Raw genomic sequence first — 17,212 nt, 5'->3', positions numbered from 1 at the left:
GGTGCCGTACCGCTGATCATTCAAGTGCGGATGCCGGCCGGGCGGGCGGCACACGGACCTGGCGCCGGGCATGGCGGAAGGACCGTCGGCAAGCACGTCACACCGATCGGTTGCGACCCCGACTGGGGAGATCGCCGCCGCTGAGGCCTCGGACGCGCGCGGGCGCCCGGGGCCTCAGCGGTGGCGGACCCGCTGGGACTTCGGGGCGGCCAGCCGCATTCCGGCCCATTCGGCCGCGACGCTGACGGTGCTGGTCTGGACGAGGCCGGCGGTCGGCACGGCGTCCAGGACGTCGCTGGGCTCGACGTGGCCGTCACGGCCGGCCTTCGGGGTAAGCAGCCAGATCACGCCGTCCTCGGACAACTGCCTACGCGCGTCGATGAGGGCGTTGGCAAGATCACCGTCATCCTCGCGCCACCAGAGGAGCACGACGTCTACCACGTCGTCGGAGTCCTCCGGGACGAGGTCGGTGCCACTCGAGGTCGTGACCGCGTCCAGGAGATCCTGGGCGATGTCGTCGTCCTCGTTGAGCGACTGGACCAAGGTGCCGGCCATGACTCCCAGACGTTCCGCACGGCGCTGACCCTCGGCGTTCGCCGCGGTCGGACTCACCCTCCGCTACCTCCTGCTCGTCTACACGACGCTCCGCGGTCGCGAGGCGCCCCGGTCGTGGGCGGACCGGTTCGGCGACGATCCGCTCGCGCGACCCGCCGTGGGCCTAGTCCACCGGACCATGCGGTGGGTGCGCAAGTGCCACGCCGGGGGTTGTGGACAAGCAGGGGGATGCCGGCCGTTCCACAACGATCTCCGCTGACACAATCTCGCTACCCCGGGGCCGCCTCGTCAACCCGTCGTACGAAACCCGCCGACATGATCCCACCATCAGTCCAACCTGCGGGTATGTGATGTCGGACGTCTCCTGGCCGTTCCGATGATCCCAGGTCCGGCACCGGGGTGGGCGCACTGGCCGGACTTTGCCCGCCGGACGGGGCCGACCGGCCCGGTCAGCCCGGCAGGAAGGAGAACCGGACGGTCCGCTCGGGGTTGTCCACATTTAGGTCGACAAGCGCCACCGACTGCCAGGTACCGAGCGCGAGCCGCCCGTCCAGGACGGGAACGGTCAGGGACGGCGGGATGATGGCTGGCATCACGTGTGAGCGGCCATGCCCGGGCGAGCCGTGGGCGTGCCGCCAGCGGTCGTCGGCGGGCAGCAGGGCGGCCAGGGCGGCGAGGAGGTCGTCGTCGCTGCCGGCGCCCAGCTCGAGGATGGCCACGCCCGCCGTCGCGTGCGGGATGAAGACGGACAGCAGCCCGTCACCCCGGCCGGCGACGAACTCGGCCGCCGGCTCGGTGAGGTCGACGACCCGTTCGTCGCGCCCCGTCCGCACCGTCATCGTCTTCGTCTCCACGGTGGCGTCCCTCCCTCGGCGGGCGTCCACAACCCGGGCGCACGTAATCCCAACCATCCCGCACCTGCCGGTGCGACCGCCCGCACGCCACCCCGACGCCTGGGTGGCCGTCCGGGTCCGAGGGCTGCGTCCAGGTGCTGCTCAGACGGCCGTCGCGGCGTGTTCACCGGCGCGCCACCACCTCGGGGACAGACCGCGAACAACCGCGTGTGCCGATCCAGTTTCCCTACCGCACAGTAGGCAGGGCGTGCGTGACGACCGTGTCGAGACGGAGCACGATAGTGAGAGGGCATCGGCACAGGAGCTAACGGAGAGCAGGAGTAGGCGTGGCGCAGGACACAACGCGGAAGTTCTCGGTCATCACCGACGGGCTCCCGAGCCAGTTGCCGGACATCGATCCGTCCGAAACCAGCGAATGGCTCGAGTCGCTCGACGCGGTGATCGAGGAGTCCGGGCGAGGCCGGGCACGGTTCCTCATGCTCAAGCTCCTCGAACGGGCACGTGAGAAGGCGGTCGGGGTACCGGGCCTGACCAGCACCGACTTCATCAACACGATCCCCCCCGAGCAGGAACCCTGGTTCCCGGGCGACGAGCACGTCGAACGGCGGATCCGGGCGTACATCCGGTGGAACGCCGCCATCATGGTCAGCCGCGCGAACCGTCCGGAATATAATGTCGGCGGCCATATCGCCACATATGCCTCGAGCGCGAGCCTGTACGAGGTCGGCTTCAATCATTTCTTCCGGGGCAAGGACCACCTGACCTCCTCCCCCGGCAGCGATTCCGGGGACCAGATCTTCATCCAGGGGCACGCCTCCCCCGGCATCTACGCCCGCGCGTTCCTCGAGGGCCGTCTCACCGAGGCGCAGCTGGACGCGTTCCGCCGCGAGGGTGAGCCGGGCGGCCTGTCGTCCTACCCGCACCCGCGGCTGATGCCGGACTTCTGGGAGTTCCCGACGGTGTCGATGGGCCTCGGCCCGATCGACGCCATCTACCAGGCGCGGTTCAACCGCTACCTGCTCAACCGCCAGATCAAGGACACCTCCCGCAGCAAGGTGTGGGCGTTCCTCGGCGACGGCGAGATGGACGAGCCGGAGTCGATCGGCGCCCTCGGGGTCGCCGCCCGCGAGGAGCTCGACAACCTCATCTTCGTGGTGAACTGCAACCTGCAGCGCCTCGACGGGCCGGTCCGCGGCAACGGCAAGATCATGCAGGAGCTGGAGTCGCTGTTCCGCGGCGCCGGCTGGAACGTCATCAAGGTCGTCTGGGGCCGTGACTGGGACCCGCTGCTCGCCAAGGACACCGACGGCGTCCTCGTCCACCGGATGAACACCACACCCGACGGCCAGTTCCAGACCTACTCGACCTCGTCGGGCGACTACATCCGGGAGCACTTCTTCGGCGCCGACGCCCGGCTGCGCCGGATGGTCGCCAACCTGGCCGACGAGGATCTCAGCAAGCTCTCCCGCGGCGGGCACGACTACCGCAAGCTGTACGCGGCCTACAAGGCGGCCACGGAGCATGCCGGTCAGCCCACCGTGATCCTCGCCCACACGATCAAGGGCTGGACGCTGGGCAAGGACTTCGAGGGCCGCAACGCCACGCACCAGATGAAGAAGCTCACCAAGACCGAGCTCAAGGAGCTGCGCGACCGGCTCTACCTGGAGATCCCCGACTCGGCGCTGGACGGCAACCTCCCGCCGTACTACCGCCCGGGGCCGGACTCCGAGGAGATCCAGTACATGCGGGAGCGCCGGGCGGGGCTCGGCGGATCGATCCCGCGCCGGGTGGTGCGGGCCCGCCCGCTCTCCCAGCCGCCGAAGTCGATCTTCGACGAGCTGCGGCGGGGCTCGGGCAAGCAGCCGGTGGCGACGACGATGGCCTTCGTCCGCCTGCTCAAGGACCTGATGAAGACCAAGGAGATGGGCGCCCGGTTCGTGCCCGTCATCCCGGACGAGGCGCGCACGTTCGGCATGGACGCGATGTTCCCCACGGCGAAGATCTACTCGCCGCACGGGCAGCGCTACGAGGCCGTCGACCGGGACCTGCTGCTCTCCTACCGGGAGTCCGAGTCCGGCCAGATGCTGCACGAGGGCATCAGCGAGGCCGGTTCGATGGGCTCGGTGATCGCCGCCGCGACGGCGTACTCCACCCACGGCCAGCACATGATCCCGGTGTACGTCTTCTACTCGATGTTCGGCTTCCAGCGGACCGGCGACCAGATGTGGGCGCTCGGCGACCAGCTCGGCCGGGCCTTCCTGCTCGGCGCCACCGCGGGGCGCACGACCCTGAACGGCGAGGGCCTGCAGCACCAGGACGGCCACTCGCTGCTGCTGGCATCCACCAACCCGGCGTGCGTGTCGTACGACCCGGCGTTCGCGTTCGAGATCTCCCACATCGTCCGCGACGCGCTTGACCGGATGTACGGCGAGCGGAACGAGAACGTCTTCTACTACCTGACCGTCTACAACGAGCCGGTCCCGCAGCCGGCCGAGCCGACCGGGGTCGACCCGGCCCAGATCATCGCCGGCATGTACCGGTTCCGTACCGCCGACGCGCTCACCGGCGGCGAGGGGACGCCCGCCACGGCCGCCGAGAGCTCCACCACGGCGCAGGCGCAGCTCCTGGCCAGCGGTACCGGCATGCGCTGGGCGCTGGCCGCCCAGGAGATGCTGGCGGCCGACTACGGCATCGCCGCCGACGTGTGGTCGGTGACCTCGTGGAACGAACTGCGCCGGGAGGCGCTGGTGTGCGAGCGGCGCAACCTGCTCAACCCCGAGCAGCCGCCGGCCGTGCCCTACGTCAGCCAGATCCTGGACGGCGCGCCGGGCCCGGTCGTCGCGGTCTCGGACTGGATGCGCGCCGTCCCCGACCAGATCTCGCGGTGGGTGCCGCAGCAGTACACCTCGCTGGGCACCGACGGCTTCGGCCGCTCCGACACCCGGGCGGCCCTGCGGCGCCACTTCAACGTCGACGCCGAGTCTGTGGTCGTGGCGACCCTGGAGGCGCTGGCACGAACGGGTGATGTCGAACAGGCCACGGTGGACGACGCCATCCGCCGGTACGGGCTGCGCAAGGACGGCGCCGGCGAGGCCGCTCCCGGCAGCGGCGCCGTGGAGGAGGACGACCAGCCGGTCTCCGGCTGACCGGGCGCGGCCGGTCAGCCGGCCGCGGCCTCAGCGGCCTGCCCGGTCCACGGCGGCTGGACGGCCCGTGGCGGCGGCTGGGAGCGGCCTGTGGGGCCGCCCGGACCTGGCCCGCGGGGCTTCCGAGACACTCGGGGCCCCGCGGGCACCGGTGGCGGACGTGCCGCCCGCGACACGGCGTGACGACGTTCGCCACCCTCGACACCACTGTGCGTAACCGAATGTGGCACTAACTCTTCGTGTTCACGGAGCTCCGGCCGCGCACCGGCTACCATCTGTACTCCAACGGTGCCACCAGCACAGCACTCCGTGTGACAAGCTGTCACCGGCAATCGGTTCCGGATCGTCACCGGCGACACTATTGTCTCGGGAGTGACATCCACGGCCGACGGCCAGGCGACGCTGTCGCGCGTCGGCCAAGGGTCGGCCAACCGCCGCGGGACGTCCCCCACGGCGCACGGCACCGTGCCGCGGCACCGGCCCGTCGAGGGCAGGAGCGTGGCCGGCGTCGCATGGCCGGAACGCGGAGCATCCGGTTCGCGGAGCCCGCGGCCGTCCGGTGATCCGGACGGCGCTCGGTGGGGCCCGTCGCGACCTGGTCGCCACGAGATCGAGGAGGAGCACGTGACGCGTGTCCCGAGGACCACCGGTCCGGCCGCCATCATGGCGGCCACCCGCCAGCCGGGCCGGCAGGCATGATCCTCCGGGCCCGCCGCATCGAGCGGCTGGAGGAGCATCCGAACCTCCGCGGGATCCTCGGCATCCTGGCGCAACTCGTGCACACCTCCGACAGCGAGCTGGTGGCACTGGCCTCGCTGTGGCGCAACTCCGGTCAGCTCGCCTCGGCCCGGGACAAGGCGCTCGCCCCCGACTCCCCGCTGATCGTCGAGGTCCTGGCGGCCTTCGACGCCCTCTCCGCCATCTACGCGGATGATCTGGCCGGCGCGGAGTACGTCACACTCGACCCCGCGATCACCGCGACCGCGCTGCGCGCGATGCGCGACGCGCTCGCCGGCGCCTACGCGAAGCCGATCCTGAACCGCTCCGAGTACACGGCGCTGCTGCGGCCGTGGCGCACCGTGTACCCGCGGGTCCGCTCGCACGAGCCGGATCTGGGCCCGGCCGCCGCCGACGTGAAACGGGTGCTGGCCACACTGCCGCGGCTGGCCCGCCGCTGCCACGACCAGGCCAGCCTCGAGGTCTTCGACGGCCTGCTCACGACCGTGCTCACCCGCGACGACGACGCCCACCAGATCGCGATGGAGCGGGCCTTCGACAGCGCCGTCCTGACCGGGCGACGGCGGGTGTGGACGCTGGTCCGCCGCAGCGCCGCCGAGGGGTTCTGGCGGCTGTGCCCGGCCTGCCGCCGGCTCGCCACGGCGCCGGACTCGTCCTCGGACGAGCGGGTCATGGAGCTGTGCGCCGACCTGGCCTGCGCGCTGCTCGTCGAGGACCTGCTCGACCCCGAGGTCTTCGCCCGGCTCACCACCCCGCTGCGCGCACTGGTGCCGCTCCAGAGCCCTCCCGGGGACTGACCCGGCACCCGGTGCCGCCCCCGGGGCACCGCCGCCGTCGTCCGGGTCTACTCGGGCCGGTAGACGATGAGACGGGCACCGCTCGTCGTGACCGCGATCCGGCGGATCCCCTCGGTCACCTCGCCGTCGCTGGCGAACGGCAGCGGGGACGGCTGGTTGGAGGAGATCCGCACCCGTTCCACCGTCCGCTGCTCGTAGACCCGTGACCGGCCGAGACGTCCGGTCAGCACCGCGCCGACGAGGCGGAGCCGGGCCAGCGGCGCGGTCGCGTCGACGACCCGCAGGTCGAGCAGGCTCTCGTCGAGGCGGGTCCGGTATGTCGGGGCGAACCCGTCGGGCAGGTAGCGGCCGTTGCCGACGAAGACGAGCCAGACCCGGCGGGTGACGCCGTCGATCTCGACGTCGAACGGCGGGTCGCTCCACAGCACCCGGCTCAGCGCGATGATCATCGCCGGCCACTTGCCGATCCGGCGCTCGAAACGCTCCCGGATGCCGACCATGTCCGGGTAGCCGCCGAGGCTGGCGGTGTTCACGAAGATCCGGCTGAACCGGGAGTCGGCCGCGCCGATGCCGTCGACCCTGCCGACGTCCACCGCGACGGCCGTGCCCTCGCGGACCGCCTTGATCGTGTCGCCGGCGCTGTTCAGGCCGACGTCGGCGGCGAAGTGGTTGAGGGTGCCGGCCGGGAACACCGCGAGCGGAAGGCCCCGGGCGAGAGCGGCCGCGGCCGCGGCGTTGACCGTCCCGTCGCCGCCGGCGACGCCGAGGACCCGGCTGTGCGCGGCGACGCGGTCCAGGGCCTCGGCGACGTCCTGGTCGGGGCCGACCTCGACGACCTGCGCGCCGGGCAGGTCGGCACGCAGGACTGCGACGAGCTCGGCGTGGTGACCGGCGCCGGACCGGGCGTTGACGACCACACCCAGGCCCGTCCCGTCCGGCAGGGCCGGGGCCCAGGCGGACGCCGGCCGGGCCCGTGCCGGCGACCAGGGGCGCCGCGGCATCACCTTCGTCGTCAGCAGCCCGGCGCCGATGCCGAGCGCGGCGCCGGCCACCACGTCGCCCGGGTAGTGGGCACCGACGTAGACCCGGGAGAAGGCGACCGCGGACGCCAGAGCGACCACCGGGACGGCCGCCGCGGGCGCGTCGAGCGCGACACCGGTGGCGAAGGCGGCCGCCGAGGCCGAGTGCCCCGACGGGAACGAGAAGGTCGTCAGGTCACGGCGCAGCCGGCGCAACGGCGGGATGCCGTGTGTCGGCGGCCGGCCCCGGCGGAACAGGAGTTTGGCCGGGCCGTTGGCGACGGCGCTGGCGACGCCCAGGGCGAGCAGGCCGCGCATCGCCGCCGGGCGGCGGCGGCCCTTCGTCGCGCCCAGCGCGCCCGCCACCCCCCACCAGAGCATGCCGTGGTCGGCCGCGTGGGAGAGCCGGGGCAGCAGCGGGTCCACCAGCGGCCGGGCGCCGGCGATGGCGGAGAACATCGCGCGGTCGACCGTGATGAAGGTGTGCACGAAACGCCGGCCGATCGCGACGTCGTGCCGGACGAGCAGGCGGGCCAGGTCGCCGACGCGGGGCAGATCGCTCTCGCCGACCAGGTCGCGGGAACGGTCACGGTCACGGGTGCGGGAACGGTGAACGGGCCGCGGAATCCGCCGCATGGACGTCACGCCGGAACCGTACCCGTTCGTCCCGTGTGCGGGCGGGCGCGCGCGGCGATCCGCCGGGAAGGCGGAACGCCGGCTCAGGGCACCGGGTCGGGTCCGGGCGGGCGGGCGGGACACCGGGTCGGGGCGAGGTGCCGGGTTGGCGCATGGTGGCCCGCGACGTGGTCCTCTCACGGCCGGGAGGACCACGTTCAGGTGATTCGCACAGGCCGGACCGGCATCAGCACGTCGTCAGCCTGGTCCGTCGTGCCGGCGCGCGGAGCGGCCCGGTGACCCCCGCGCCGCCGTCCCAGCGGCACCCGCGGCGCATCCGCAGCGCACACGGCACCGCTCACAGGTGCCGGCCGTGCCCCCCGGTGCCGGCACAGGCCAGGGCGGAACCCCGGCCCGGGCCGGACGGTGCCGGGGCGCGCCGCACCGCCCAGCCGGGCGGCGGGACGTGGCGGGTCAGACCGGTGTCGGCGCGGCGACCGCCCCTCGACGCGGCGCGGGCGGCCGGGGCACGCACCCGGGCCTCGGCAACGGTCGCCGCGGCTCCACGGTGCGCCCGGTGGGCAGGATCTCCCCCGTGTCCTCGAAGAGGATCACCCCGTTGCAGAGCAGACTCCAGCCCTGGTCACAGTGTCTGCTGGTGACTCTCGCCGCGTCGTGGTCGGCGCTGTCGGCCGTCGGGCAGGGCGGACTGTGCGGACACCTCCGCCGCGCGACGGGGGAGGCGGAGGCGGGGTCGCCGGACGGCTCCGCCTCTGTGGTGGGCGCCGGCAGGGCCGGGGCCAGGTTGAAAACACTTCCTTGGTGCACGAGCACCAGAGGTTACGCCTCTCCGTTAGGCACGTCACACGGGGGCGCCCGTGCGCCCACCGGCGTGTCACGCCGTACGCGGCCAGCCGGGGGCGGGTGTGGGCGTCCGGTAGGCCGGGGCGTATCTCCCCGTGGCCGTAGGCGAGGGCCGCTGCCCGGCGCTCACGCATATGGGTAGATTGCAGCCCGACGCCGAGCGTTCGACCTGCTCGGACCGGAGGATTGGTCCGAGCCGACAGGCGGGGCCCGCTTCGTCGATCGATCGTCGCGGCCGGGCCGGTCCGGGATGCGGACCATCAAGTTCGGCCCGGCGCACGTCTGCTCCTGGCCTGTGGGGGGTCACGCATGGTGAACGACTCGCGCACCACCGGCGGTCCGCTGCCGGAGACCGCCGGCCCGCTCGCCGCCGGCGGCCTCCACGGCGCCCGCGCCGATGTAGCCGTCGCCGATGTAGCCGTCGCAGGCACCGCTGTCACCGGCACCGCCGTCGCCGACTCCGCCGATGACGGTGATCCCGCCGACCGCCTCGACGTCTCCGTCGTCATGCCGTGCCTGAACGAGGCCGAGTCGGTCGGCGTCTGCGTCCGCAAGGCGCTGGCCGGGCTGGCCGCCGCCGGAGTCGTCGGCGAGGTCGTCGTCGTCGACAACGGTTCGACCGACGGCTCCGCGGCGGTGGCGACCGCGGCCGGCGCGCGCGTCGTCGCCGAGTCACGGCGTGGCTACGGCAACGCCTATCTCGCCGGCTTCGCCGCCGCGCACGGCCGGTTCCTGGTCATGGGCGACTCCGACGACACCTACGACTTCGCCGACCTCGGCGCGCTGCTCGCCCCGCTGCGCGCCGGGCGCGCCGACTACGTGCTGGGTTCCCGGTTCGCCGGTGAGATCCTGCCCGGCGCCATGCCCTGGCTGCACCGATACGTCGGCAACCCGCTCCTCACCGGCATCCTCAACCGCCTGTTCGACGTCCGCTCGTCCGACGCCCACTCCGGGATGCGGGCCTTCACCAAGGACGCCTACCGGCGGATGCGGCTGCGCTGCGAGGGCATGGAGCTCGCCTCCGAGCTCGTCATCGCCGCCCGTCGAGCCGAGCTGCGGATCGAGGAGGTGCCGATCACCTACCACCCGCGGGTCGGAGCGTCGAAGCTCCACTCACTGCGGGACGGCTGGCGCCACCTGCGGTTCATGCTGCTGCTGGCGCCCAGGCACCTGTTCGTCCTGCCGGGTCTGGTCCTGTTCGGGCTGGGCACGGCCGGCCAGCTGGCGCTCCTGCCCGGTTCGCTCGATGTCGGGTTCCACCGGCTCGACCTGCACTTCTCCGTGCTGTTCGCGCTGATCGCGATCCTCGGTTGGCAGTTGGTGCTTCTCGGTGTCTTCGCCGACGTCCACAACCATGCCGCGGGGTGGCAGGAGCGCCGCCGCTGGCCGCTGACGTCGATCCACCGGCGTTTCACGCTCGAGCGGGGCCTGGCGGCCGGCGGGATCCTGTTCACCGTCGGCTTCGCGATCGACTGCGTCATACTCGCCCGATGGCTGGCGAACTCGATGGGGCCGCTCAACGAGCTGCGCCCCGCCCTGCTCGCCATGTCGCTGATGGTGCTCGGCGCGCAGACCGCCTTCGGGTCGTTCTTCCTGCGGCTGGTGACGGCCGGGCCGAGCGGCGGCCACCGCCGGGCCGGCTGGGCACCCGCGACCGGACCCGCCGTCTCAGCCGCGGCCACCGGCGCGTCGCCATCCGCAGTCTCGCCGTCCTCAGCGTCGCCGGCCGATCCCCCGCCAGCCGCGGCCCCGCCGGCCGCGAGGCCGGTGGCGGCCGAGCCGGGCGACGACGCGGCGGCCGGTGACCGCGCCCCCGGGCCGGTCGGGGCGCCGGGCCCGGTCGGGACGCCGACGCCAGACGGCGGAGCCGGTCCGGCTACCCGCACGGGCCCGGAAAGTCATGAGAACGACGAGGATGCGGCGTTCCTCGCCGCGCCCGCACCTGTCCTCGGTGGAATTCCCGCCCACCAGCACTGACCACTCCGATCGGGTCTTACCGTGATCCACATACACAATCGGGGGCCCAAAGGGGACCATTTGGACAATTCCGCGGAACGATCGTGGACCATGGGTGCCGTGACGGCACCTGGACAGCTCCACGCCTCCGGACCCCGCGGCGCGCTGGAGGCCCCTGGCCGATCCCGACCCGGCGACGGCGACGCCTGGACCACGCCCGCCGTGAGCCCGGCTACCGGTGACGACGAGGGCGGCTCCGGCCGCCACGCCGCCCTGGGGCCGGCCGCGGGCCCGTCCGAGCTCGAGCCCGGCTTCGAGCTCGAGTCCGGCTTCGAGGCCGAGCCCCGCTCCGGGCTGAACCGGCGCGGGCGCTTCCGCCGGCGGTCAGCTACCGGACGGCGCTCCCCGCTCGCCCGGCACTCCGTGTTCGAAGTTTTCCTGCTCACCGGCGTCGTGCTGCGGCTCGTCACCACCTACGCCTACCGGCCCGTCTTCGAGTTCAACGGCGACTCGTACGCGTACATCCGACTTACCCGGCTGTCAGAACCGGACCCGATGCGCCCGGCCGGCTACCCGGCGTTCCTGCGCGCACTGACCGAGACCGGGGCCGACCTGTGGGTTGTCCCCCTGGTACAGCACGTGCTCGGGATCCTGCTCGCGACGGCCCTCTACGTGCTGCTCGTCCACCGCAGGGTGGCCCCGCCGATCGCCGCGCTCGCCACCGCACCGATCCTGCTCGACGCCTACCAGATCGTGATCGAGCACTTCGTGATGGCCGAGACGCTCTTCGCCGTCCTCCTCGTCGCCGCGGTCGTCGCCCTGATGTGGTCGCGCCGGCCGTCGGTATGGGCGTTCGCCCTGGCCGGCCTGCTCCTCGGCGCGTCGGGCCTGGTGCGCACGATCGGCGTGGCCATCGGCCTGCTGGCCTTCGGCTACGTGGTGCTGCGCCGGGTCGGCTGGCTGCGGCTCGGGGTCTTCGCCGTCTTCCTGGCCGCGCCGCTGATCGCGTACGCGTCCTGGTTCCAGTCCTCGCACGGGAAGATCGGGCTCACCGGGGGCGACGCCGCCTGGCTGTACGGCCGGGTCGCCCCGATCGCCGACTGCGGCCAGCTCGACCTCGAGCCCAGCCAGCTCTCGCTGTGCTCCCCGCACCCGGTCGGCGAGCGGCCCGACCCGAGCTACTACGTGTGGGACCGCAACAGCCCGAGCAATCAGCTCGACGTCCCCGTCGACGAACGCGACCGGCTGCTGAACGACTTCTCGCGGCAGGTCATCACCCGGCAGCCCGTTGACTACCTGCGCATGGTCGGCTCCGACATCGCGCACTACTTCGAGCCGGGACGCCGCGTCGGGCCCCGGGACTGGCCGGACGCCACCTGGCGCTTCCCGACCGCGGACGAGCCCCGCTACCTGCACAACGACGAGCCGCTGCTGGGCCTGCACGGGGAGGCCGACCGGCCGGATCGGACCGTGATCGAGCCGTGGGCCGGCTATCTGCGGGCCTACCAGAGCCGGGGCTTCACCCCCGGCCCGGCCCTCGCCGTGGCCGGTGTCCTCGGCCTGCTCTCCTGCCTGGCCGCGCTGCCGCGGGTCGTCCCGGCGGGCCTGCGTGGGGGTGACGGGCGTGCCCGCTGGCACGACCTGACCGCGGAACGCCGGCGCACCGGCGCCGACTGCCTGTTCCTGGTCGCCGCCGGGGCAACGATGATCATCGTGCCGGCGGCCACCGTCTGCTTCGACTACCGGTATCTGCTGCCGGCGCTGTTCCTGCTGCCGCCGGCAGCCGCGCTCGCCGTCCACCAGGGCCACCTGCTGGTCGTCGCGTGGCGTGAGCGGCGCGAGGCCGCCGAGACCCCCTGGCGTACGCCTCCCGGCCCGACCGGCCTCGGCGCGGCCGACCCTGACACCGACGGTGACCCGACCGGTGCTGACACGCTCAGCGCCACCGAGACCGGCCCTGACGGCGGCGGCGCGACCGGTTTCGGCGCGCCAGGCGATCGCGCCGATCCGGACGCCCCGTTCAGCCTCGGCGGTCTCGGCGCGCCGCCGGGCCGCGTGGCCCCGGCTGGCCACGGCGATCATCGCGAGGGCGGGCCCACGAGGCCGGCCACGCCGGCCAGACCCATCCCGCCGACGACACCGAACCCACCGGCACCGAACCCGCCAGCGCCGATTCCGCCGACGGATCCGATCCCGCCGGCGGCGTCGGCCAGGCCGGCCCCTCTCCGGAGCGGGCCGAACCCGGCCGCGGCGGCGGCGCGGCGGCAGAACCCGTCCGGCACACCGCCGCTGCCGAAACGTGCGCCCGGGGTCACGCTCGAGGCGAGGAACCGCCGATCGCGTCCCGCCGCGGCCGGCGGGGCCGCCCCTGAGACGCCGTCCGGACGAAGCACGCCGCAACGCCGGCCCGTGAGCCTCGGCCCGGACGCCCGGATGCCCACCCCGGGCAGCCGACCCGCGGCGCGCGGCCCGGCCGCGGCGAACGCCTGGGACGACCCGACGGCGCCGCCCACGAAGGTCGAGCCCGACGCCGGGGACGATCCGACGTTCCCCGGTTGATCATCCGGCCTGATCAGGCCGGGTGCCCGACCAGGCATGGTGCCGCTGTGGGCCGGGTGCCGGTGTTGGCTAGCGCCAGCCCAGCAGACGGGGCCCGTCGATGCGGGGGCAGGCGTCCACGACCACGTCGAGCCCGGCGTCACGGGCGCGTGCCTGCGCGGCCTCGTCCCGGACGTCCAGCTGCGTCCAGACGGCACCGGCGCCGATCTTCACCGCCTCGTCGATGACCTCGCCGACCAGGTCGGAACGGACGAAGAGATCCACCACGTCCACCGGGAACGGGATCTCGCTGAGCGTCGCGTACCCCTGCTCGCCGGCGACCACCGGCGCCGACGGGTGCACCGGGATCGTCCGCTTCCCGTGCCTGCGCAGGTACCCGGCCACGCCATAGGCCGCGCGTGAGGTGTTCTCGGACAGCCCGACAACCGCCCAGACCTCGGTGTCGGCGAGGACCCTGCGCTTGACCGCATCCGTGTTCTCCGTCATGGACGTTCCAACCCCTGGGCCAGCACGGACAATCCCGCGGCCTCGCCGACGCGCCGGCAAGGCCGGTCAGATCAGCCGCCGTCCGGGCCGGTCAGGAAAGTCGTCGTACAGGCCGGCCGTCGTACAGGCCGGTCAGGTGCGGGTCGTGTGGTGCTCCGCGGCGGCGAGGACGACCTGGACGGTGAGCCCCGCGACTCCGTCGACGCGGGCCGACGCCAGCGCCAGAGCGTCCGTGTCGGGCGGGAAGTGCTCGTTCGGGACGGCCACGACGGCGAGGCCCGCGGCCGAGGCCGCCCGCAGGCCGTTCGCCGAGTCCTCGACGGCGACCACCACACCGGCCGCCGTGCCGTCCGGCACCCGCATCCGGCGGACGGCTTCCAGATACACGTCGGGCGCGGGCTTGCCCCGGGCGACCTCCTCGGAGGAGACGACCTGGCGGAACTCCCCCGCCAGGCCGGCGCGGTCCAGCACCAGCTCGATGAGCGTCCGCGGGGACGAGCTCGCCACTCCGAGTGGCCAGCGCTCCGCGAGCGCCCGCACCGCCGCCACGGCGCCCGGGAGCAGCGGCGGCGCGTCGCCGTAGCGTGCCGCGACCCGGCTGCGTACCTCGGCCGCGATCTCCTCCGCGCTGTCACCGGCACCCAGCTCGAGCAGGTACCCGGACCACTCCGCGGTGGACATCCCCATCATCAGGGCGGTGCTGTCGGCCGCCCAGCGGCCCCCGCGCTCGGCCACGAAGGCCCGCCGGACCTCGTCCCACACCTGCTCAGAATCGATCAGCACACCGTCGAGATCGAAGATGACGGCCTGGACGGTGACCGGCGCGGGAGGGAGAGCCACCCGCCCATCCTGCCGGGCCGCTCCCCCTGGCGGGGCCGTGTCCTCCTGGCGGGGCCGTGCCTGCCGGTGTGACATGACCCGGCGATCGGCGAGCCCGAAACGTTAAGGTCAGGAAATGCACAACGCGCACAGCGTTCCAGCGCCTGCCGGGTGCCGGCGGACCGGCCCGGAGACGTCGATCCCCTCGCCATCCGCCCAGGCGGCAGCCGGCCAGGCCGCGTTCGCCCACGGCCAGGTCACCTACGCCCAGGCCGCATCACGCCGCCCTGCCCCGGCCGACGTCCGCGGATGAGCGACAAGCACGAGGTGACGCTCTCCCCCTCGGCGGAGCGGGATCTGGCGAAGCTGCCCGAGCTGCTCAGCGCCGAGGTACGCCGGTTCCTGGACGGGCCGCTGCGCAACGATCCCCGTAAGGCTGGGACGCCGCTCGCCGGCGAGAGCCAGGTGGGCATGTTCGAGGCGACGGGGCGCGGTTGGCGGGTGCTGTACCGGGTGGACGCGAACACACGGACGGTACGCGTGATGATTGTCGGACGCCGACACACCCCGTCCCGGCTGCCATTCTGAGAACGGCGGCCCCCCGAATCGGCGACACGCCGACCGGGCGGCTTCGTTGTTTCTCGCTCGCCCACGGGACGATGCTCGCCGACGCCGCCATTCCCACCCGTGGCCGCGCGCAGGGATCCGTCACCCCTGAGCGCTCCGCCACCGGATCGACCGGCCTAGCTGGGTATTTTCACGCGGGCGGGGCGCCCCGGTTCATCGCCGCGGCGAGCCGCGCGCGGTGCTTCGCCGCGTAGGTTTCCTGGTCGTTCAGCCGCGGGAACTCACCGGCGGGCACCGGCACGTCGAGGAATTCACACAGCGGACCCCAGCCCTGGGCGATGTCGAAAACCAGCAGGCGGTCGGGCGGAATCTCACGGCGTACCGCCTCGCTGTGCTCCTCGAACGCCTGCAGTGCGTGTTCCCTGTCCTGGAAGCGGCCCTTGAAGACGCCGTCCCACACGATCAGGTCCATCATCTTCATGACCCGCGTCGCCTCGGGGTTCGCGACCGTCGGCCGCGCCGAGCCGGCCCGGAACAGCGTGTTCGAGACGCTCTGGTACCACTTCCCGGGATCCCGGACCGTCAGGATGACCCGGGCCGACGGGTAGTGCGCGACGAGCTCGCGCCAGAAGAAGGCTCCCGGCCAGTCGACCGTCGACCGGTAGTCGCGGTACAGGGCATCCCAGTCCGCGGCGCCGCCCTCTGCCGCCGCTATCCAGTCGGCAACCGTCTCCCGGCGGGAGAGGACCTCGTCCATGTGATGGCAAGGGCCGTGGCCGAGCTGTTCGAGAGCAGCCTTGAGCGAGAGCGTTCCGGTGCGCCCGAAACCCACACCGATGACCTCGACCAATGTTCCTCCTCAGAAGATCCGGAGGCAAGAATAGCGACTATTCCAGCATTGGTCCAACACTGATTGCCTCAACCGGTAGCCCGGAGTTTTGATGGCGCTTTGCTCTCGGCCAATTACCCGGATCCCGAGGGAAAATCCGGGAATTACCGCAGAATTACATTCACCCGCAGACTACCTCCGAAATGCTCGCCCCGCGCCACATTCGAGACGGCCGGACGCAGAGAAACAAACACGCGACAACGCCCGCTGGAAGCACCGCGACAGTCGCTCGAGAGAAGTGACAGCCGACCCGCGACGTGACGGTTACGGGCCACTCGTGAATAGGGGGTGGTGGCGAGGCCGAGAGCGGAGATCCGGGCCGCACACGATCAGCCGGGCCAGCAGTGGCGGCAAGCCTCGCGCAAGCCCGCGCGGGCCGAGTTGCACGGCGGCAGGCCGCCTCGGAGTCTCTCCAGACACCATGCGGCCATCGTGCCAGAGACCGCAGCACGGCAGACTGCTTTTCGACAAACGACCCGCCCGCGGCTCGGACGCCCAGGGGCGAGCCACCGGGCGCCGCCGCCGGGCCGCTCCCGGCTTCCCGCAGCCCGGGGAGCGGCCCGCCGGCAGACGCCGGGACAGCCTGCTAGGAGACGTTGACGCCGAAGTCGAGCGCGATTCCGCGCAGGCCGGACGCGTAGCCCTGCCCGACGGCCCGGAACTTCCACTCAACGCCGTAGCGGTAGAGCTCACCGAAGATCATCGCGGTCTCGGTCGAGGCGTCCTCGGTGAGGTCGTACCGGGCGACCTCGGCGCCGGTCGTCGCGTCCGCCACCCGGATGAAGGCCTCGCGGACCTGGCCGAAGGTCTGCCGCCGGGCGTCCGCGTCGTAGATCGAAACCGCGAAGACCACCTTGCTGGCCTGCGGGGAGAGGATCCGGAGATCGACGTTGATCTGCTCGTCGTCGCCCCCACCGCCGCCTACGAGGTTGTCCCCCAGGTGGGTCACGGCGCCGTCCGGGCTGACCAGGTTGTTGAAGAACACGAAGTGGCTGTCCGACAGCACACGGCCCGAATCACCCACGACGATCGCCGAGGCATCGAGGTCGTACGGCGCGCCGGTGGTCTGACGGACCTGCCAACCGAGACCGACGGTAACAGCCGTCAGGTTGGGCGCGACCTTGCTGAGCGAGACATTGCCGCCTTTGGACAGCGACACCGATGACATGTCGTGAGCGTAGTCCCGAGCTCGGGCCCGCGGCATCCCCTCCCCGCACTTGTCTCGTTCCGACCTCACTTCGTTGTGCCGCCCCGGATTCAGGCCGGCGCACGCACCGGTGGGTTGGTTCGCGCATGCCCTGGCCAGGACCACACCTGCCCGCGCGGGGCAGGATCGGCGCCCGGCTAG

Annotated in this window: 13 protein-coding genes; 5 read left to right on the top strand and 8 right to left on the bottom strand. The window is 72.7% G+C overall.

Annotation, left to right across the window (positions count from 1 at the left end; translation table 11 throughout):
- Window positions 1-174: 174 nt before the first annotated feature.
- Window positions 175-612, bottom strand: coding sequence for a DUF3052 domain-containing protein (locus tag AC559T_RS29345; RefSeq protein ID WP_020459468.1), 438 nt, complete (start codon window positions 610-612; stop codon window positions 175-177).
- Window positions 613-1,004: 392 nt separating this feature from the next.
- The gene (locus tag AC559T_RS29340) at window positions 1,005-1,394 is read right to left on the bottom strand and encodes a YjbQ family protein (RefSeq protein ID WP_020459467.1); all 390 of its coding nucleotides are present in this window, start codon (window positions 1,392-1,394) and stop codon (window positions 1,005-1,007) included.
- A gap of 341 nt (window positions 1,395-1,735) precedes the next feature.
- On the opposite strand from AC559T_RS29340, the gene aceE reads away from it, so the two are divergent.
- On the top strand, window positions 1,736-4,555 hold the full coding sequence (gene aceE / locus AC559T_RS29335) for a pyruvate dehydrogenase (acetyl-transferring), homodimeric type (RefSeq protein WP_498870765.1): 2,820 nt from the start codon (window positions 1,736-1,738) through the stop codon (window positions 4,553-4,555).
- Between the two features lie 695 nt (window positions 4,556-5,250).
- On the top strand, window positions 5,251-6,090 hold the full coding sequence (locus AC559T_RS29330; protein WP_071061852.1) for a hypothetical protein: 840 nt from the start codon (window positions 5,251-5,253) through the stop codon (window positions 6,088-6,090).
- Between the two features lie 47 nt (window positions 6,091-6,137).
- Here AC559T_RS29330 and AC559T_RS29325 read toward each other — a convergent pair whose 3' ends face one another.
- Together AC559T_RS29325 and AC559T_RS29320 are read right to left on the bottom strand one after the other, a co-directional pair.
- Complete coding sequence (locus AC559T_RS29325) at window positions 6,138-7,745, bottom strand: bifunctional phosphatase PAP2/diacylglycerol kinase family protein (protein WP_498870811.1); 1,608 nt, start codon at window positions 7,743-7,745, stop codon at window positions 6,138-6,140.
- Between the two features lie 453 nt (window positions 7,746-8,198).
- Complete coding sequence (locus AC559T_RS29320) at window positions 8,199-8,552, bottom strand: DUF5999 family protein (protein WP_241831410.1); 354 nt, start codon at window positions 8,550-8,552, stop codon at window positions 8,199-8,201.
- 345 nt (window positions 8,553-8,897) lie between these two features.
- On the opposite strand from AC559T_RS29320, the gene AC559T_RS29315 reads away from it, so the two are divergent.
- Complete coding sequence (locus AC559T_RS29315) at window positions 8,898-10,565, top strand: glycosyltransferase family 2 protein (protein WP_498870764.1); 1,668 nt, start codon at window positions 8,898-8,900, stop codon at window positions 10,563-10,565.
- A 90-nt stretch (window positions 10,566-10,655) separates the two neighbouring features.
- On the top strand, window positions 10,656-13,103 hold the full coding sequence (locus tag AC559T_RS29310; RefSeq protein ID WP_498870763.1) for a hypothetical protein: 2,448 nt from the start codon (window positions 10,656-10,658) through the stop codon (window positions 13,101-13,103).
- A gap of 69 nt (window positions 13,104-13,172) precedes the next feature.
- On the opposite strand, the gene AC559T_RS29305 is transcribed toward AC559T_RS29310, so the two are convergent.
- The gene (locus tag AC559T_RS29305) at window positions 13,173-13,589 is read right to left on the bottom strand and encodes a CoA-binding protein (RefSeq protein ID WP_112105905.1); all 417 of its coding nucleotides are present in this window, start codon (window positions 13,587-13,589) and stop codon (window positions 13,173-13,175) included.
- 132 nt (window positions 13,590-13,721) lie between these two features.
- Window positions 13,722-14,429, bottom strand: coding sequence for an HAD family hydrolase (locus AC559T_RS29300; RefSeq protein WP_498870762.1), 708 nt, complete (start codon window positions 14,427-14,429; stop codon window positions 13,722-13,724).
- 288 nt (window positions 14,430-14,717) lie between these two features.
- Here AC559T_RS29300 and AC559T_RS29295 point away from each other — a divergent pair, with 288 nt between their 5' ends.
- Window positions 14,718-14,996 carry a type II toxin-antitoxin system RelE family toxin gene (locus AC559T_RS29295; protein ID WP_071061863.1) on the top strand — a complete coding sequence of 93 codons (279 nt, stop codon included), beginning with the start codon at window positions 14,718-14,720 and terminating at the stop codon, window positions 14,994-14,996.
- Window positions 14,997-15,165: 169 nt separating this feature from the next.
- Here AC559T_RS29295 and AC559T_RS29290 read toward each other — a convergent pair whose 3' ends face one another.
- Together AC559T_RS29290 and AC559T_RS29285 are read right to left on the bottom strand one after the other, a co-directional pair.
- A complete protein-coding gene (locus AC559T_RS29290; RefSeq protein ID WP_498870761.1) occupies window positions 15,166-15,825 on the bottom strand; it encodes a sulfotransferase family protein in 660 nt (219 codons plus the stop codon).
- A 625-nt stretch (window positions 15,826-16,450) separates the two neighbouring features.
- Complete coding sequence (locus AC559T_RS29285) at window positions 16,451-17,032, bottom strand: TerD family protein (protein ID WP_071061866.1); 582 nt, start codon at window positions 17,030-17,032, stop codon at window positions 16,451-16,453.
- Window positions 17,033-17,212 lie beyond the last annotated feature (180 nt).

This window comes from Frankia sp. Hr75.2 (assembly GCF_949319125.1).
Classification (GTDB): Bacteria; Actinomycetota; Actinomycetes; order Frankiales; family Frankiaceae; genus Parafrankia; species Parafrankia soli.
Note: the sequence above shows the minus strand (reverse complement) of the source record. Positions and strands in the feature narration are given on the sequence as shown.